The sequence below is a fragment of the Variovorax sp. OV329 genome (assembly GCF_900114785.1).
GTDB lineage: Bacteria > Pseudomonadota > Gammaproteobacteria > Burkholderiales > Burkholderiaceae_C > Variovorax.
The window spans coordinates 35,060-49,432 of the sequence record NZ_FOUG01000001.1 but is presented as its reverse complement, the minus strand read 5'-3'; the positions used below and the strand labels follow the sequence as shown (position 1 = coordinate 49,432).

The 14,373-nt window shown below is 69.7% G+C and carries 14 protein-coding genes and 1 pseudogene; 9 read left to right on the top strand and 6 right to left on the bottom strand.

Features of this window, described 5'->3' with window-relative positions:
* Positions 1-2: 2 nt before the first annotated feature.
* From BM345_RS00260 to BM345_RS00250, 3 genes and pseudogenes are all read left to right on the top strand, one after another.
* Positions 3-1,212, top strand: a pseudogene (locus BM345_RS00260) (CaiB/BaiF CoA transferase family protein).
* Positions 1,213-1,231: 19 nt separating this feature from the next.
* Positions 1,232-2,404, top strand: a complete 1,173-nt coding sequence (locus tag BM345_RS00255) for an acyl-CoA dehydrogenase family protein (RefSeq protein ID WP_093374354.1) — start codon at positions 1,232-1,234, stop codon at positions 2,402-2,404.
* Complete coding sequence (locus tag BM345_RS00250; RefSeq protein ID WP_254789393.1) at positions 2,401-3,399, top strand: acrylyl-CoA reductase family protein; 999 nt, start codon at positions 2,401-2,403, stop codon at positions 3,397-3,399. Before BM345_RS00255 ends, BM345_RS00250 begins: the two co-directional genes overlap by 4 nt.
* A gap of 14 nt (positions 3,400-3,413) precedes the next feature.
* On the opposite strand, the gene BM345_RS00245 is transcribed toward BM345_RS00250, so the two are convergent.
* The 3 genes from BM345_RS00245 to asd form a co-directional block, all read right to left on the bottom strand.
* The gene (locus tag BM345_RS00245; protein ID WP_093374352.1) at positions 3,414-3,854 is read right to left on the bottom strand and encodes an EVE domain-containing protein; all 441 of its coding nucleotides are present in this window, start codon (positions 3,852-3,854) and stop codon (positions 3,414-3,416) included.
* A gap of 79 nt (positions 3,855-3,933) precedes the next feature.
* Positions 3,934-4,800, bottom strand: a complete 867-nt coding sequence (locus BM345_RS00240; RefSeq protein WP_139237422.1) for a hypothetical protein — start codon at positions 4,798-4,800, stop codon at positions 3,934-3,936.
* Between the two features lie 265 nt (positions 4,801-5,065).
* Positions 5,066-5,932, bottom strand: a complete 867-nt coding sequence (gene asd / locus BM345_RS00235) for an archaetidylserine decarboxylase (protein ID WP_093374348.1) — start codon at positions 5,930-5,932, stop codon at positions 5,066-5,068.
* Between the two features lie 58 nt (positions 5,933-5,990).
* On the opposite strand from asd, the gene BM345_RS00230 reads away from it, so the two are divergent.
* Positions 5,991-7,670 (top strand): aminotransferase class III-fold pyridoxal phosphate-dependent enzyme, encoded by a 1,680-nt coding sequence (locus BM345_RS00230; RefSeq protein WP_093374346.1) that lies wholly within the window; start codon positions 5,991-5,993, stop codon positions 7,668-7,670.
* Here the strand turns inward: BM345_RS00230 and BM345_RS00225 are convergent.
* Positions 7,661-8,275, bottom strand: a complete 615-nt coding sequence (locus BM345_RS00225; RefSeq protein ID WP_093374344.1) for a hypothetical protein — start codon at positions 8,273-8,275, stop codon at positions 7,661-7,663. The two genes, BM345_RS00230 and BM345_RS00225, sit on opposite strands and share 10 nt — an antisense overlap.
* A gap of 149 nt (positions 8,276-8,424) precedes the next feature.
* Between BM345_RS00225 and BM345_RS00220 the strand changes: the two genes are divergently transcribed.
* Positions 8,425-9,666 carry a glycosyltransferase family 4 protein gene (locus BM345_RS00220; RefSeq protein WP_093374342.1) on the top strand — a complete coding sequence of 414 codons (1,242 nt, stop codon included), beginning with the start codon at positions 8,425-8,427 and terminating at the stop codon, positions 9,664-9,666.
* Positions 9,667-9,684: 18 nt separating this feature from the next.
* On the opposite strand, the gene lplT is transcribed toward BM345_RS00220, so the two are convergent.
* Entirely contained in the window at positions 9,685-10,965 is a 1,281-nt protein-coding gene (lplT, locus tag BM345_RS00215; RefSeq protein WP_093374340.1) for a lysophospholipid transporter LplT, read from the bottom strand.
* Positions 10,966-11,126: 161 nt separating this feature from the next.
* Here lplT and BM345_RS00210 point away from each other — a divergent pair, with 161 nt between their 5' ends.
* The 4 genes from BM345_RS00210 to BM345_RS30365 all read left to right on the top strand — a co-directional run bounded on the left by BM345_RS00210 (position 11,127) and on the right by BM345_RS30365 (position 13,225).
* The gene (locus tag BM345_RS00210) at positions 11,127-11,759 is read left to right on the top strand and encodes a class I SAM-dependent methyltransferase (protein WP_093374338.1); all 633 of its coding nucleotides are present in this window, start codon (positions 11,127-11,129) and stop codon (positions 11,757-11,759) included.
* 107 nt (positions 11,760-11,866) lie between these two features.
* Positions 11,867-12,271 (top strand): cupin domain-containing protein, encoded by a 405-nt coding sequence (locus BM345_RS00205; protein WP_093374336.1) that lies wholly within the window; start codon positions 11,867-11,869, stop codon positions 12,269-12,271.
* A gap of 121 nt (positions 12,272-12,392) precedes the next feature.
* Positions 12,393-12,968 (top strand): PhoX family protein, encoded by a 576-nt coding sequence (locus BM345_RS00200; RefSeq protein WP_093375212.1) that lies wholly within the window; start codon positions 12,393-12,395, stop codon positions 12,966-12,968.
* Positions 12,851-13,225, top strand: a complete 375-nt coding sequence (locus BM345_RS30365) for an alkaline phosphatase PhoX (protein WP_093374334.1) — start codon at positions 12,851-12,853, stop codon at positions 13,223-13,225. Before BM345_RS00200 ends, BM345_RS30365 begins: the two co-directional genes overlap by 118 nt.
* Here BM345_RS30365 and BM345_RS00190 read toward each other — a convergent pair.
* Positions 13,158-14,315 (bottom strand): hypothetical protein, encoded by a 1,158-nt coding sequence (locus tag BM345_RS00190; protein WP_093374332.1) that lies wholly within the window; start codon positions 14,313-14,315, stop codon positions 13,158-13,160. The genes BM345_RS30365 and BM345_RS00190 overlap by 68 nt on opposite strands.
* Positions 14,316-14,373 lie beyond the last annotated feature (58 nt).

Genomic DNA, 14,373 nt, shown 5'->3' with positions numbered 1-14,373 from the left:
TCATGACCTCGACCTACGAACAGAACGGCCCGCTCGCCGGGCTGCGCATCCTCGACATGGCCACCGTGGTGGCCGCCCCCTTCGCCGCCACGATGTGCGCCGACATGGGCGCCGAGGTGGTGAAGCTGGAACTGCCCGACGGCAGCGATGCGCTTCGCACCCTGGCGCCGGTGGAGCCCGGCCACGCGCTTTACTGGAAGGTGCTCAACCGCGGCAAGCGCGGCATCTCACTGGACGTGCGCAAGAGCGAAGGCAAGGCGATCTTCCTGAAGCTGATCGAGGACTTCGACATCCTGGTGGAGAACTTCCGCCCCGGCACGCTGGACCGTTGGGGCCTGGACTTGGCCACGCTCCACCAGCACAACCCGCGACTGTCGGTAATGCGCCTCACCGGTTTCGGCCAGACCGGGCCGTATTCGAACCGCCCCGGCTTCGCCCGCATCTTCGAGGCGATGAGCGGCCTGGCCTCGCTCACCGGCGAAGCGGCTGGCGGCCCGCTGCACAGCAACTTCCCGCTGGGCGATTCCATTGCCGGCCTGTTCGGCGCCTTCGCGCTGGCCACCGCCGCGGCCGAGCGCGCACGCAACCCCGATGCACCGGGCCGCGAGATCGACCTCTCGGCCACCGAGGCGCTGGTGCGCGTTGGAGCCGCTGGCGGTGGAATTCGAGCGCAGCGGCCAGGCCCGCACCCGCACCGGCGCACGCGCCACCTATGCGGCGCCGTCGAACGTGTACCGCACGAAGGACGATGCCTGGATCACGCTGGTGGGCACCTCCGACCACATCTTCAGGCGCCTGTGCCAGGCCATGGGCCAGCCGGAGCTGGGCCGAGACCCGCGCTTCATCGACAACATGCAGCGCGTTACGCACCTGGACGAGCTGGACGGCCTGGTGGCCGCCTGGTGCGCCCGGCATGACTGCGACGAGTTGCGCGCCATGCTGGCCGCGCACGAGGTGCCCTTCAGCAAGGTCTACACGATCGATGACGTGCTGCAGGACGAGCACTTCCGCGCCCGCGGCACCTTCGTGCGCCTGCCCGACCCGGCCCTGGGCTCGGTGCCCGCGCCGGCCGCCGTGCCGCGCTTCACCGGCCACCGCGCGCCCGTGCCCCGCACCGGCCCCGATGTGGGCGAGCACAACGCCGAGGTCTTCGGCGCGCTGGGCATGACCGACGGCGACCTGGCCGCGCTGCGCGCCGCGCGCGTCATCTGAAGAAGAAAGAGAGCCAAGAATGATCCGTGATGCATCCGCCTTCGAGCAGACCCTGAGCTCCCTGCGCCGCTACGTGAAGGAGCGCCTGATCCCGCGCGAAGCCGAAGTCGAGGAACGCGACGAGGTGCCCGAGGACATCGTGCAGGAGATGGCCGGCCTGGGCTTCTTCGGCTGGTCCATTCCCGAAGCCTGGGGCGGCACCGGCATGACGACCGAGGAGCTGGTGCTGGCCGCGATGGAACTGTCGCAGGCCTCGGTGGCCTTTCGCGCGCGCGTGGGCACCAACACCGGCATCGGCTCCGAGGCGCTCGTGGCCGACGGCACCCCCGAGCAGAAGGACCGCTACCTGCCCCGCATGGCCCGTGGCGAGCTGACCGGCGCCTTTGCACTGACGGAGCCCGAGGCCGGCTCCGACGCCGTCGCCCTCAAGACCCGCGCCGTGCGCGATGGCGACCACTTCGTGCTCGACGGCACCAAGTGCTTCATCACCAACGCGCCCATCGCGGGGCTGTTCACCGTGATGGCGCGCACCGACCCGACGGACTTGACGGCGCGCGGCATCAGCGCCTTCCTGGTGGAGCGCGGCATGCCGGGACTCTCGACCGCCGCGCCCTACCGCAAGATGGGCCAGGCGGGCTCGCCGGTGTCCGAGGTGCATCTGCAGGGCTGCCGCGTGCCGGCGGCCAACATCATCGGCGGGCAGGAAGGCATGGGCTTCAAGACCGCCATGAAGGTGCTCAACAAGCAGCGCATCCACCTGGCCGCCCTGTGCACCGGCCCGGCCATCCGCATGCTGGACGAAGCCATCGCCTGGACCTGCCAGCGCCGGCAGTTCGGCCGGCCGGTGGCGGAGTTCCAGCTGGTGCAGGCGCTCATCGCCGACTGCCAGACCGAGATCCAGGCGGCGCGCGCGCTCATCCTGCAGACGGCGCGCCAGCGCGACGACGGCGAGGACGTGACGCTGCAGGCCTCCATCTGCAAGTACTTCGCCTCCGAGATGTGCGGCCGCGTGGCCGACCGCTGCGTGCAGATGCTGGGCGGCACCGGCTTCATCCAGGGCCACCCCATCGAGCGCTTCTACCGCGACGTGCGCCTGTTCCGCCTGTATGAAGGCACGAGCCAGATCCACCAGCTCAACATCGCCAGGCGCACCATCGCCAAGGCGGGCTTCCAGGTCGGAGGCCGCGATTGAGCGCCGATGGCAGCTTCCGCGCCTTCCGGCTCTGCCGCGATGACGCGAACGCGCCGCCCGTGGGCCGCTTCGTGCAGATGAAGGTCAGCGAGCTCTCCCCCGGCGAGGTACTCATCCGCGTGGCCCACACCAGCATCAACTACAAGGATGCGCTTGCCGCAGCGGGCCTGAACCAGATCGTCCGCGACTACCCGCGCATCGGCGGCATCGACCTCAGCGGCACGGTGGCGCATTCGGGCGACCCGCGCTTCGTGCCGGGCGACGCGGTGGTGGTGCACGGCTTCGGCATCGGCGTGGAACACGACGGCGGCCATGCGCAGATGGCCCGCGTGAAGGGCGACTGGGTGATGAAGCTGCCGCAGGGCCTGGGCCTGCGCGAGGCCGCCATCCTCGGTGCCGCCGGCTACACCGCGGCCCTGAGCGTGCACTGGATGGAGCACAACGGCCTGGCGCCCGGCGGCCTGCCGGTGGCGGTGACGGGCGCGACCGGCGGCGTGGCCAGCGTGGCCATCGACATCCTGGCGCAGCGCGGCTACGAGGTGCACGCGGTGAGCGGCAAGGCGGAGGCGAAGGACTACCTGATGGCGCTGGGCGCCGCCCGGGTGCTGCCGCCTTCGGTGGCCGAACCCACGGGCAAGCCACTGGACAAGGGCCTTTGGAGCGGCGCGGTGGACTCGGTGGGCGGCGGCATGCTGGCCTGGCTGCTGCGCAGTGCGGCGCCCGACGCGGTGATCACCAGCTTCGGCAATGCCGGCGGCATGGAACTGGACACCACGGTGCTCCCCTTCATCCTGCGCGGCGTGAAGCTCATCGGCATCAATGCCAACAGCCCCATGCCGCTGCGCGAGCGCGTGTGGCAGCGGCTGGCCACCGACCTGCGCCCCCGGCACCTGGAGCGCATCGCACAGCCCGTGGCCTTCGAGGAACTGCCCGAGGCCATGGCGCGCATGCGCCAGCGCGGCACCCTGGGGCGGATGGTGGTGGACTTCAGCTGAAGGGTGGCGCGGGTTCAGGCCGCCACGGCGAAGGCAGCCGCGCTGCCCATGGCCTGCGCGACGCGCAGGAAGTCCGCCTCGGGCACGCGCAGGTAGCCGAAGCGGAAGGCCGCGCCCCAGTGGGTCTTGTCACGGATGAAGGACAGGTCCTCGATCAGCGGCCTGATCGGCGCTTCGCTGCACGTGTGGAACTCGACGTCCACCCGGAAGGGATGGAAGTCCGGCGTCATCTGCACCTGATAGACCTCGCCTGAGACCACTGTGCCGATGGCGGTGAAGGCCTGCAGCGGCGCCCCGTCGGGGTAGTCGGTGCGCGGCGAATAGATGGCCACCCCGTCGCCGGCGTGCAGCCGCTGGACCGCGGCCTTCTTGCCGTGGTTGAGCTGGATGAATCCTTCCCGCACGCCTTTTTGTACGTGCGACCGCGATACGACACCGATCCAGAAGCTGGCCATTTGGGGTTCCCTGATTGAGTTGTTGTGTGGGGGACTGTAGATGCCCACCACTGACAACGTCCTGTCAGGAGGACCCGCGTCAGCGCTGCGAATACACCCTGGGCCGCGCCTGCCGTGACGGATCCGGAATGGTCGCGCAGACCGCATCGCCGAAGGGGTTGTACCGGTTGCACGGAATCGCGGAGCCCTGGGCCGTCCAGACCGCGCGCGCCGGTGTCTCCGACTTGGCTCCCGGGCGACGCTGGGAGCGCGAATCCGCGACCACCGGCCGCGACGGAAGCGCACGACGGGTCGAGGGGCGATCCGTTGGCTCGGCGGTGGACATGCTCATGTCGCTTTCCGTCTCCGTCGGCACGCGCTGGACGACTGCGTAGTTCCGCGGAGGCTGCGCGGGTGCCGGATGCAGGAGACGCTGCGTGGTGCCGTCCGGCGAGTAGGCCGCGCCCTTGGCGTTGTGCTCCACCGTGAGCGCCAGCAGCGACTCCTGCGGAATGGCCGCTGCGGACGGATCGACGGGCGATTCATTGGCTGTCGCGTCGAGCGCGGGCGTGGCTTGCGCCTGTGATGCCGATGCAGTCGCGGCAGTCGCTGCCGTCGGCACGGGCCCGGCTGCGGGCTGCTGCGCGACTTCGCGCTCCGGCCGCGAGCGCACTTCGCCAGCCAGCGTCCATTGCTGCCAGATCACCAGCGCGGCCGTCAGGGAGGCGCACGCTGGCAGCGCCACACCCAGCAGCATGCGGCTTCGCGACATGCGTGGCTGCGGCGTCGCAGAGGGTTCCGGCGTGGGCAGGGCCGGCGGAGGGGGCATCGACAGGCTCGCGGCGGCGGGATGGATCTGGCGCTGGCGAGCGTCTGGCGCGACGGTGCCAAAACGGCCCGCGCACCCGCGGCAGTACAGGGCGCGGTCCCTGTTCACGGTGTGGCATGCGTCGCAATATTTGGTCATGGCGTTGGGGCGTGGAAGCGGCAGTCGATCACTACGCATGTTGTTACGAAATCGCATGCCGATGTGTAAGACAAAAGCGTCTGTTCCTGTCCTTCGAGCAAATGACATTGCGCCCCAGGGGGCTGTAGATCCGCACGCCAACCTTCCCTTCGCCGCCCGGCGACACGGTGCTGGTCACGCAGGCGCCCATCAGGTCCGCGACCGGCGGCGCGCAGCTGGCGGTGCCGAGCGACCCGATCCGCCCCTGCGCCTGCCAGGCTGCCGGCTACAGGCGCCGCAGAAGCGCCTGCCCCATGCGGATGCGCGTGCCGCTCTCGATGCCCTCGGCCAGCGCAAACCCCTTGGGCACGAACACGATGATGGTCGAGCCGTGCTCGAACCAGCCCATCTCCTGTCCCTTTCGGTAGGCCGCGTTCACCCGCATGCGCTCCGGGCCGCGGTAGCGCACGTGCAGAAGCACGTCCAGGCAATGCAGACGCATGCTGGCCACCAGGATCGCGGCCACCGGCACCAGCGCGATCGGCTCGCCGGTGGCGAGTTTCGCCTTGAGCACGGCGCGCTCGTTGCGGCAGAACAGGCGCTCCACCCGCTTGAGCGCGATCGGGTTCACGTTCCAGGTGTCGCCCCAGAGGTAGCGCACCTCCTCCACCGTGCAGTCCTGCGGCGCATGGAAGCGGTGGTACATGCTGGAGGTGAGCCGCAGCGTGACGAAGCTGCCGTCGCGGAAGGGCTCCACCGCCTGCGCATCGCCGAAGAGCTCGGCGGCAGAGTACGGGAAGCCCTTGGCCTGGAAGACCTCGATGCCGGCCACGGCGCCGCAGGCGCCCACGATGGCGTCGCAGGGGCTGCTGAGCACCGCCGGGTCGGCGTCGACGGTTCGCGCGCCTTCCTTCAGCTCGCGGGTGAAGCAGTCGTGCATGCTGTCGAAGCGGGTCTTCTTCGCCTCGCTGAGGTCCAGCTCGGTGAACAGGCGCCAGGCGCCGATGGACAGATCGCGCACCAGCGGGTTGCGGATCTTGCTGAACCAGCCCATGAATCGCGTGAGCGCGATGCGTGGCACGCGGTTGGTCAGCAGGAAATTGATGTCTTCCTGCTGGAGGAAGGCGTCACGGGCTTGTCGAATGGTTTTCATGAGAGCGTCAAGAAGCTGGGATAGACATGGGGAGTTCTTTCGCTAGCGCTACAAATTCATGAACCAGACCTTTCTCCTGTCTTCCGTTGCGGTGGCGGCCACGCTCGCGACGCTGCCCATGGCCTGGCGCCGGATGGCCCTCTCGCGTGCCAAGCACCCCTCCCTGACCGGCCATTCGCGCATGGCCAAGCGGGTGGCCGCGCAGCTGCCCGGCTACGCCTACGACGAACAGCGCTTCTTCGATTCCGACGGCGCGCCCGCCGAGGTTCTCGCCCGCCGCCGTGCCGGCTTCCACGCGCTGTCGACGTTGCTGAAGACGCGCCATGCCCGCTCCATCGCGGCCACGCGCGAGGCACGCCCTGCCCTGTCGGACCTGCAGTTCACCAGCAGCTACCGCGTGCCCTTCCAGTACAGCCCCTACGTGCGCGAGCACCTGCCGGTGGGCGCCTTCCTGCAGGCGGCCGACGGCGTGCAGGTGGAAGACCTGGATGGCCAGCGCTTCTACGACCTGACCGGCTCCTACGGCGTCAACCTGCTGGGCGTGGACTTCTACAAGCAGTGCATCGCCGAAGGCAGCCGCATCGCCGAAGCCCTCGGCCCGGTGCTGGGTGCCTACCACCCCTGCGTGGCAGAGAACGTGCAGCGCCTGCGCGACATCTCGGGGCTGGACGAGATTTCCTTCCACATGTCGGGCACCGAGGCGGTGATGCAGGCGGTGCGCCTGGCCCGCTACCACACGCGGCGCACGCACCTCGTACGCTTCTGCGGCGCCTACCACGGCTGGTGGGAAGACGTGCAGCCCGGCGTGGGCAACCCGCTGGCGCCGCGCGAGACCTACACCCTGCGCGAGATGGACCCGCGCACGCTGCACGTGCTGCGCACCCGCAAGGACATTGCCTGCGTGCTGGTCAACCCGCTGCAGGCGCTGCATCCCAACGCGGGTGCACCGGGCGATTCGTCCCTGGTGGACAGCAGCCGCAAGGCCGCCTTCGACCGCGCCGCCTACACCGCGTGGCTGCAAGCGCTGCGCCAGGTGTGCACCGAGCGCGGCATCGTGCTGATCATGGACGAGATCTTCGTGGGCTTCCGCCTGGCGCCGCACGGGGCGCAGGAATACTTCGGCGTGCAGGCCGACATGGTCACCTACGGAAAGACACTGGGCGGCGGCCTGCCCGTGGGCGTGGTGTGCGGACGCGCATCGCTGATGAAGCGCTACCGCGAAGAGCGGCCGGCCGACATCTGCTTCGCCCGCGGCACCTTCAACGCGCACCCCTACGTGATGGGCGCGATGAACGCCTTCCTGCGCCGCATCGAGACGCCCGAGGTTCAGTCGCTCTACGAAGGAGTGGACGAGCGCTGGAACGCCCGTGCCCAGCTGCTGAACAGCAAGATGGCCGACGCCGGCCTGCCGGTGCGCGTGGCCAACATCTCCTCGATCTGGACGGTGATGTACAGCGAACCCTCGCGCTACAACTGGCTGCTGCAGTACTACCTGCGCGCCCAGGGCCTGGCGCTGAGCTGGGTGGGCACCGGCCGGCTGATCTTCAGCCTGAACTATTCCGATGCCGATTTCGAAGCCGTGTGCGAACGCTTCGTGGCCGCGGCCCGCGCGATGCAGGCCGACGGCTGGTGGTGGCATGGCGAGGCGCTGACCAACCAGTCGATCAAGCGCGGCATCGTGCGCGAGATGTTCGCGCAGCGCTGGCCGCGCCTGGCCAGCCGAGTCTCTCAAGCGTGATGCCGATCGGCCCCGCCCATGGGGTCGATCAGTTCGCCGCGCAGCAGGTGCAGCGGCGCGCGGTGGTAGAGCTTGATGTCGTGGAAGGGGTCGGTGAGGATCTTGGTCATCCACACCAGGCCCGTCTTCACGTCCTGCAGCAGGAAGAGATGGACGGTGCGGAACAGCAGGCCTGAGATCCCCAGCACCAGCCAGGCCATGCCGACCTGGCGCACGTAGCCTTCGAAGCCCGTGCTCGGATCCATCAGGCCGAAGAGCGAGCGGTCCCACCACAGCACCACCGGTGCGGCGGCCCACAACACCATCAGGACCACCTTGCGGCGCAGGTTGTAGCCGACCTTGATCTCTTCCTTGTGTTCGTGCGTGGCCCGGTTCACATGGTCGTAGCCCTTGGGCTCGAAGAAGAAGTGGCCGGCCTGGCGGCTGGTCATGGAGACGCACCAGCCGAGCAGCGCAGCGGCCACCGGGTCGACGAACAGCAGCCCATAGGCAATCACGAAGCTGACCGCGCTCACCAGGTGGAGCGACTGGTTGATGCGGCTGTGGTGGTAGTAGCGGTGGTCGTCCCAGCGTTGTGTCTGGAGGGTGCTGAAGAATTCGTTCACGGGTTCTCCTGTGATCTAGAGATGGGCCACGCCGGCACTCGAAGGGTGGCGCCGCGCGTGACGGCATCGTGACGAGCGCGCATGAATTCTTGGTGACGGTGTGCACACCGTCATCTCTCTGTTGCAATCGCCCGCCAGCATTCGCGGGCATGAGCACCACGCTTGCCCCGATCGTCGTCGATCACATGCCGCCAGCGCGGCGCTCGCTTCGCATTGCGCTGGTCACCGAAACCTACCCGCCCGAGGTCAACGGCGTGGCACTGACGCTGCAGCGGGTGGTGGAAGGGCTGCGCGACCTGCAGCACGACATCCAGCTGGTGCGCCCGCGCCAAGCCGAGGGTGACCTGGCCAGGCGCGTGGACCGCCTTGACGAGGTGCTCATGCGCGGGGTTCCCATTCCGCGCTACCCCGAGATGAAGATGGGCATGCCGGCCAACAAGGCGCTGGGGCAGCTGTGGAGCCGCCACCGCCCGGACCTGGTCTACATCGCCACCGAGGGGCCGCTGGGCTGGTCGGCGCTGCAGATCGCGCACAAGCTCAGGCTGCCGGTGTGCTCGGACTTCCGCACCAACTTCCACGCCTACAGCAAGCACTACGGCATCGGCTGGCTGTACCGGCCCATCATGGGCTACCTGCGCAAGTTCCATAACCGCACCGCCTTCACCATGGTGCCCAGCGAAAGCCTGCGCCAGCAGCTGCGGGCCAACGGCTTCGAGCGGCTGGTGCTGGTGACACGCGGCGTGGACACCGAGCTGTTCAGCCCTGCACGGCGCAGCGAAGCGCTGCGGCAGTCCTGGGGCGCCACGCCCGAGACACCCGTCGCGCTGTTCGTCGGCCGCCTCGCGGCCGAGAAGAACCTGGGCGCGCTGGCCAACGCCTTCAATGCCATGCGCGCCCAGCGCGCCGACACGAAGCTGGTGGTGGTGGGAGAAGGCCCTGCCGCACAGCAGCTCGCCTCCAGCGTGCCCGATGCGATCTTCGCCGGTACGCGGCGCGGCGAAGAGCTGGGCAGCTACTACGCGTCGGCCGACCTGTTCGTCTTCCCGAGCATGACCGAGACCTTCGGCAATGTGACGCTGGAAGCCATGGCCAGCGGCCTGGCCGTGCTGGCCTACGACCATGCCAGCGCGGGACAGATGATCAGGAGCGGCGAGAACGGCCTGATCGCGCCGCTGGCCGACGAGGCGGAGTACGTGCGCCTCGCGCACCACCTGGTCGCCAGCCCCGCGCATGCGCGCCAGATGGGCCTGCGTGCCCGCGAGACGGCCGGCGACGCCGGCTGGGACCGCATCGTTGCGCAGGTGGAGGAAGTGCTGCTCGCCACGCTGGCGAGCGGCAAGGCCACGCAGGCTGTAGACGCGCGCGGCCGGCCGATGGCTGGCGTTGCCTGAGCCGAAGGCCTGCCGCGCTCAGCGCAGCGTCGTCAACTGGCTGTCCTGGCTGGGCCCGCGCTCGCGCGTGACGCAGCGCTCGCGCCATATCAGCAGCGCGATGGCCGTGGCCACCAGCAGGCCGAAGCCCCACATCAGCGGCACGATGGGCACGTCGATGGCCACCATCGCCGCGTAGCCGGCCAGCATCGCCAGCACGCTCAGGTTCTCGTTGAAGCCCTGCACCGCGATCGAGCGGCCGGCGCTCAGCAGCCGAAAGCCGCGGTGCTGCAGCAGCGCATTCAGCGGCACCACGAGGATGCCCCCCACCAGGCCCACCAGCGCGAGCAGGGGCACGGCCAGCCACAGCGAGTCGGTGGAAGCAACCAGCGGCATGCACAGCCCCAGCAGCACCCCGGCCGGCAGCACCCGTTTGGCGCGGCCCAGGCGCACATGGCGGCCGGCCAGGCCGGCACCGGCTATCACGCCCACCGCCACCGCGGCCTGCAGGTAGGCCGCGCGCTCCAGCGAGAGACCCAGGACCTCGGTGGCCCACTTGAGCACCGCGAACTGCAGCGTCGCGCCCACGCCCCAGAAGATGGTGGTGACGGCCAGGGACAGCCCGCCGTCGCGGTCGCGCCAGAGCGTGCGGTTGGCCTCGCGGAACTCCCGCAGCAGCGACAGCGCGCGGATGCACGTGGGCGCATAGCGCGCGCCACTGTCGGCCACGCAGGCATTCATTGCGGCGGAGACGAGGTAGGCGAGAAGCAGCACCCCCATCGACAGCAGCAGCGTGCTCGGGTTCCCCGGCACGAGCACCGGGCTCAGCCAGTGGCCGACCGCGACGCTGGCCGCCGAACCGCGCACCCCGTCGGCGACCAGCAGGCCGCCGGCCACGGTGCCCAGCAAGGCGGCGCACACCACCGACACCTCGATCCAGCCGTTCGCCGCGACCAGTTGCCGCGGCCCGACCATCTCGGTGACCAGCCCGTACTTCGCCGGCGCGTAGGCAGCCGCGCCGAAGCCCACCACCGCAAAGGCCAGCAGCGGATTCGCCCCGGCCAGCAGCATGGCGACGCCGGTGAACTTGACGATGTTCATCGCCGTCATCAGCCGCGCCTTGGGAATGGCGTCGGCCAGCGGGCCGATGACCGGCGCCAGCAGCACGTAGGCAAGGGTGAAGGCGAACTTGAGCAGGGGCGCCCACCACAGCGGCAGGCTGCGCTCCGAAAGCAGAGCAATGGCAACGATGAGGAGCGCGTTGTCGGCCAGGGCGGAAATCGCCTGGCCGGCGATCAGGAGATAAAAACCCTGCGGCATTCAGCGAATGCGGCAGGGCGCCATGTTTTCATGCATGGACGGCGATGCTCGCAAGCCGCTGTGACGTTGGCGTGAATGACCCGTTGCACGCAGTTGGCTCCCGCACGACCAGCCGGCGCCAGGCTACGCCGGCGCAGCCTGCTGCCTAGAATGAAGACGCCATGCCATTGAACCCCGCCGAACTCGAACGCATCACCGCCGTCACGCTGGGCCACTACGAACAGAACGCGCAGCGCTTTCGCGACCGTACCTGGGACCACGATGTGCGCCAGAACATCGCGGCCCTGCTGCGCCACATCGACGGTCCGGCGCCATTCAGCATCCTGGATTTCGGCTGCGGGCCGGGGCGCGACCTGCTCGCCTTTCGCCAGTTGGGCCACGCGCCCACGGGCCTGGAAGGTTCGGCGTCGTTCGCGGCCATGGCGCGCGAGGCCAGCGGCTGCGAGGTGCTGGTGCAGAACTTCCTGGCGCTCGATCTGCCGCCCTCCCACTTCGACGGCGTGTTCGCCAATGCCTCGCTCTTCCACGTACCGGCGCAGGAACTGCCCCGCGTGCTGCGCGAGCTCTTCGCTACCCTGCGGCCGGGTGGCGTGCTGTTCTCCTCCAACCCGCGCGGCCAGGGCGAGGAAGGCTGGCAGGGCGAGCGCTACGGCGCCTGGCACGACCTGCAAGCCTGGCGCGCGCACCTGTCGGCGGCCGGCTTCGTCGAGCTGGAGCACTACTTCCGTCCCGAAGGCCTGCCGATCGAAGAGCAGAACTGGCTGGCCAGCGTCTGGCGCAAGCCACAAGACTGAAGCACAGGCTGCCCGCCGCCGCGACAGGGCAATCCCGCTGACAGGGGCAAGCCCAAGCGGCTAAAAGTGCGCGTCCTGCCTTCAGTGCACGACCAGGAGATTCCAACATGAAGAAATCCGTCGATTCGCTGCGTGCCCTCGGCCTCGCCAGCTTCCTCCTGCTGGCCGCGGCCGGCGCCCATGCCCAGGCCAGCGGCCTCACGCGCACCATGGTCGGGCGTGGCGACGTCTCGGTGCCCGGCCGCGAGGCGGTGGTCGCCAGGGTCGAAGTCGCGGCGGGCGCGCGGGCCGGCCGGCACACGCATCCCGGCGACGAGATCAGCTACGTCAGCGAAGGCGAGGTCGAGTTGCTCATCGACGGCCAGCCGCCCAAGGTGGTGAAGGCGGGCGAGTCCTTCGTGATTCCGGCCGGCGTGGTGCACGATGCCCACAACGCCGGCTCGTCGCCAGTGCGCCTGGTCGGCGTCTACGTGGTCGAAAAGGGCAAGCCGCTGGCCTCGCCGGCGCCCTGAGGCCCGCACCAGGCGCCGGTGCGGCGGTCGCGGCGGCGTCGCCACCGCGCTGGCCGGCCTCTTCGGCCCGCTCGCGGCAGGCGCGTTGGGCGGCTGCGCCACCGGCGGCAGCCCCGCTTCCATGGGCCGCGGCATCGGCTTCAAGAGCGTGCCCATGCAGGCCGTCGACTCGGTGGTGGTGCCCGAGGGCTACACCGCCTCCGTGCTGTACCGCTGGGGCGATCCGGTGGGCATCGCCGGCCGCTTGCCGGCCTTTGCGCCCGACGCCAGCAACAGTGCCGACGACCAGGCCGCGCAGGCCGGCATGCACCACGACGGCATGGCCTTCTTCCCGGCCGAGGGCTCGTCCACCCGCGGCCTGCTGGTGATGAACCACGAGTACGTGGACGACGGCCTGCTGCATCCCGACGGCATGAAGACCTGGACCGCCGAGAAGGTGCGCAAGTCGATGAACGCCCACGGCGTGTCGGTGATCGAGATCGAGCGCGGCAGCGGCACCTGGAAGCAGGTCGCGCCCTCGCGCGCGGACAGCCGGGCCAGCCCTTCAAGGATGCGGCCACCCCGCGCAGCAACAACTCCATGGGCCAGATCATCCGCTGGAAGGAAGACGGCGACCTGGACGGCACGAAGTTCGCCTGCGACCCGACCCAGGGCGACATCCGCCGCTTCCTGGTCGGCCCCTCCGGTTGCGAGGTGACGGGCATCACCGCCACGCCGGACCTGCGTTCGCTGTTCATCAACATCCAGCACCCGGGCGAGCCGGCCAACGAGCGCAGCAGTCCCGAGCAGCCGCTGGCCATCTCGCGCTGGCCCGACGGCGCGGGCCGCCCGCGCTCGTCCACGGTGGTCATTACCCGAAACGACGGCGGCGTGATCGGCAGTCGCTTCAGCCTGCGCGCGCGGATTCGCCGAATTCCACGCCCAGGCTCTCGAGACTGGCCATTGCAAGCTTGAGCTCGAAGCCGATCTGCGCGCCCGCAGAAACCGTCAGCTGGAGCTCGAGCGCCGCGCTGATGCTGTCGCAGCGGCACTGGCCCCCGCCCCATGCGGCGAGCGCGTCACGCACGGCCAGCGAGGCGATCTGCGCGCCCAGGCCGCTGCCCACGGATCGAGAACTCAGGCGGATCGCATTGCGCCCCTGCGCACGCCCTTCGGTGCGCGCCTGCACGCCGGGCGCAACGAAGCGGCCGTCGGCCAGTTGCAGCTCGCCCGCCAGCGCCGTGCGGCCGAGCAGCTGCCGCGCCTGCTCGGTCAGGCCCGGGCCCGCGCGGCTGGCGGGGCCTCGCTGGAGCATCGCCTCGGCAAAGGGCTGCAGCCAGACCTTGCCGCGCTCGGACACCCAGGGGCCTAAAAGAGTGCCACGCTCCTCGAACTCCACGCCGGCGAGCGGCGCCGACGCGAACTGGTAGACATAGCTGCGGCCGTTGGGCGCATCCACGTAGAAGCCCATCCGGCTCACGCCCATGCGCGAATCCGGGCCCACGTGCTCCACGGTGGCGTCGTTGAAATCGACCTGCCCGTGGCGAATGGGAACCGTCACGTCGGCATCGAAGAGCAGGTGCGCATCGGTGATCGTGGCGTGGATGGTGCCGTCGGCCGTGGTCAGCGGCTCCAGGCTCCATGCGCGGGCCGGCGCGCCGCCGGCTGCGATGTCGGCCACCGGCGCGGGCGCTCGCCCGGCCTGCACTGCGTCCCACAGGCCCTTGATCTGGGGCGAAACGAGCAGCGGCCCGCCAATCTTCACGCCCGACAGCTCGACCTGCGCCGCGCGCACGAGCGACAGCCGCGGCGCGCCGACGGCGGACTGCACTTGCGCGACGAGCTTGTGCAAGACGATGTGATCGATCTCCAGCACCAGGGGGCCCGAGGAGAGATGCAGCGCCGAGGCTTCAAGACGCTGGATGCCAAGTTCACCCGCGCCTTCGTTGCCGGGCTGCCATGTCGCGCCCTCGATCAGGAATCGGTTGCCTGCGCCGGCGGCAGAAGGCCCCAGCTTGGAGGCAAGCAGGAGATCGACGATCGAAGCCGCGAGCGGAATGGCCATGGCCGGACTTTGTAGCAGACATCGGACCGCCGCGACTGTAGGGCACAGGCCGCAGGGC

Coding starts and splice junctions, on each gene's coding strand:
- BM345_RS00255 (WP_093374354.1), top strand. CDS start 1,232: ATGATCCGTGATGCATCCGCCTTCGAGCAGACCCTGAGCTCCCTGCGC.
- BM345_RS00245 (WP_093374352.1), bottom strand. CDS start 3,854: ATGGCCAGCTTCTGGATCGGTGTCGTATCGCGGTCGCACGTACAAAAA.
- BM345_RS00240 (WP_139237422.1), bottom strand. CDS start 4,800: ATGACCAAATATTGCGACGCATGCCACACCGTGAACAGGGACCGCGCC.
- asd (WP_093374348.1), bottom strand. CDS start 5,932: ATGAAAACCATTCGACAAGCCCGTGACGCCTTCCTCCAGCAGGAAGAC.
- BM345_RS00230 (WP_093374346.1), top strand. CDS start 5,991: ATGAACCAGACCTTTCTCCTGTCTTCCGTTGCGGTGGCGGCCACGCTC.
- BM345_RS00220 (WP_093374342.1), top strand. CDS start 8,425: ATGAGCACCACGCTTGCCCCGATCGTCGTCGATCACATGCCGCCAGCG.
- lplT (WP_093374340.1), bottom strand. CDS start 10,965: ATGCCGCAGGGTTTTTATCTCCTGATCGCCGGCCAGGCGATTTCCGCC.
- BM345_RS00210 (WP_093374338.1), top strand. CDS start 11,127: ATGCCATTGAACCCCGCCGAACTCGAACGCATCACCGCCGTCACGCTG.
- BM345_RS00205 (WP_093374336.1), top strand. CDS start 11,867: ATGAAGAAATCCGTCGATTCGCTGCGTGCCCTCGGCCTCGCCAGCTTC.
- BM345_RS00200 (WP_093375212.1), top strand. CDS start 12,393: ATGGGCCGCGGCATCGGCTTCAAGAGCGTGCCCATGCAGGCCGTCGAC.
- BM345_RS30365 (WP_093374334.1), top strand. CDS start 12,851: ATGGGCCAGATCATCCGCTGGAAGGAAGACGGCGACCTGGACGGCACG.
- BM345_RS00190 (WP_093374332.1), bottom strand. CDS start 14,315: ATGGCCATTCCGCTCGCGGCTTCGATCGTCGATCTCCTGCTTGCCTCC.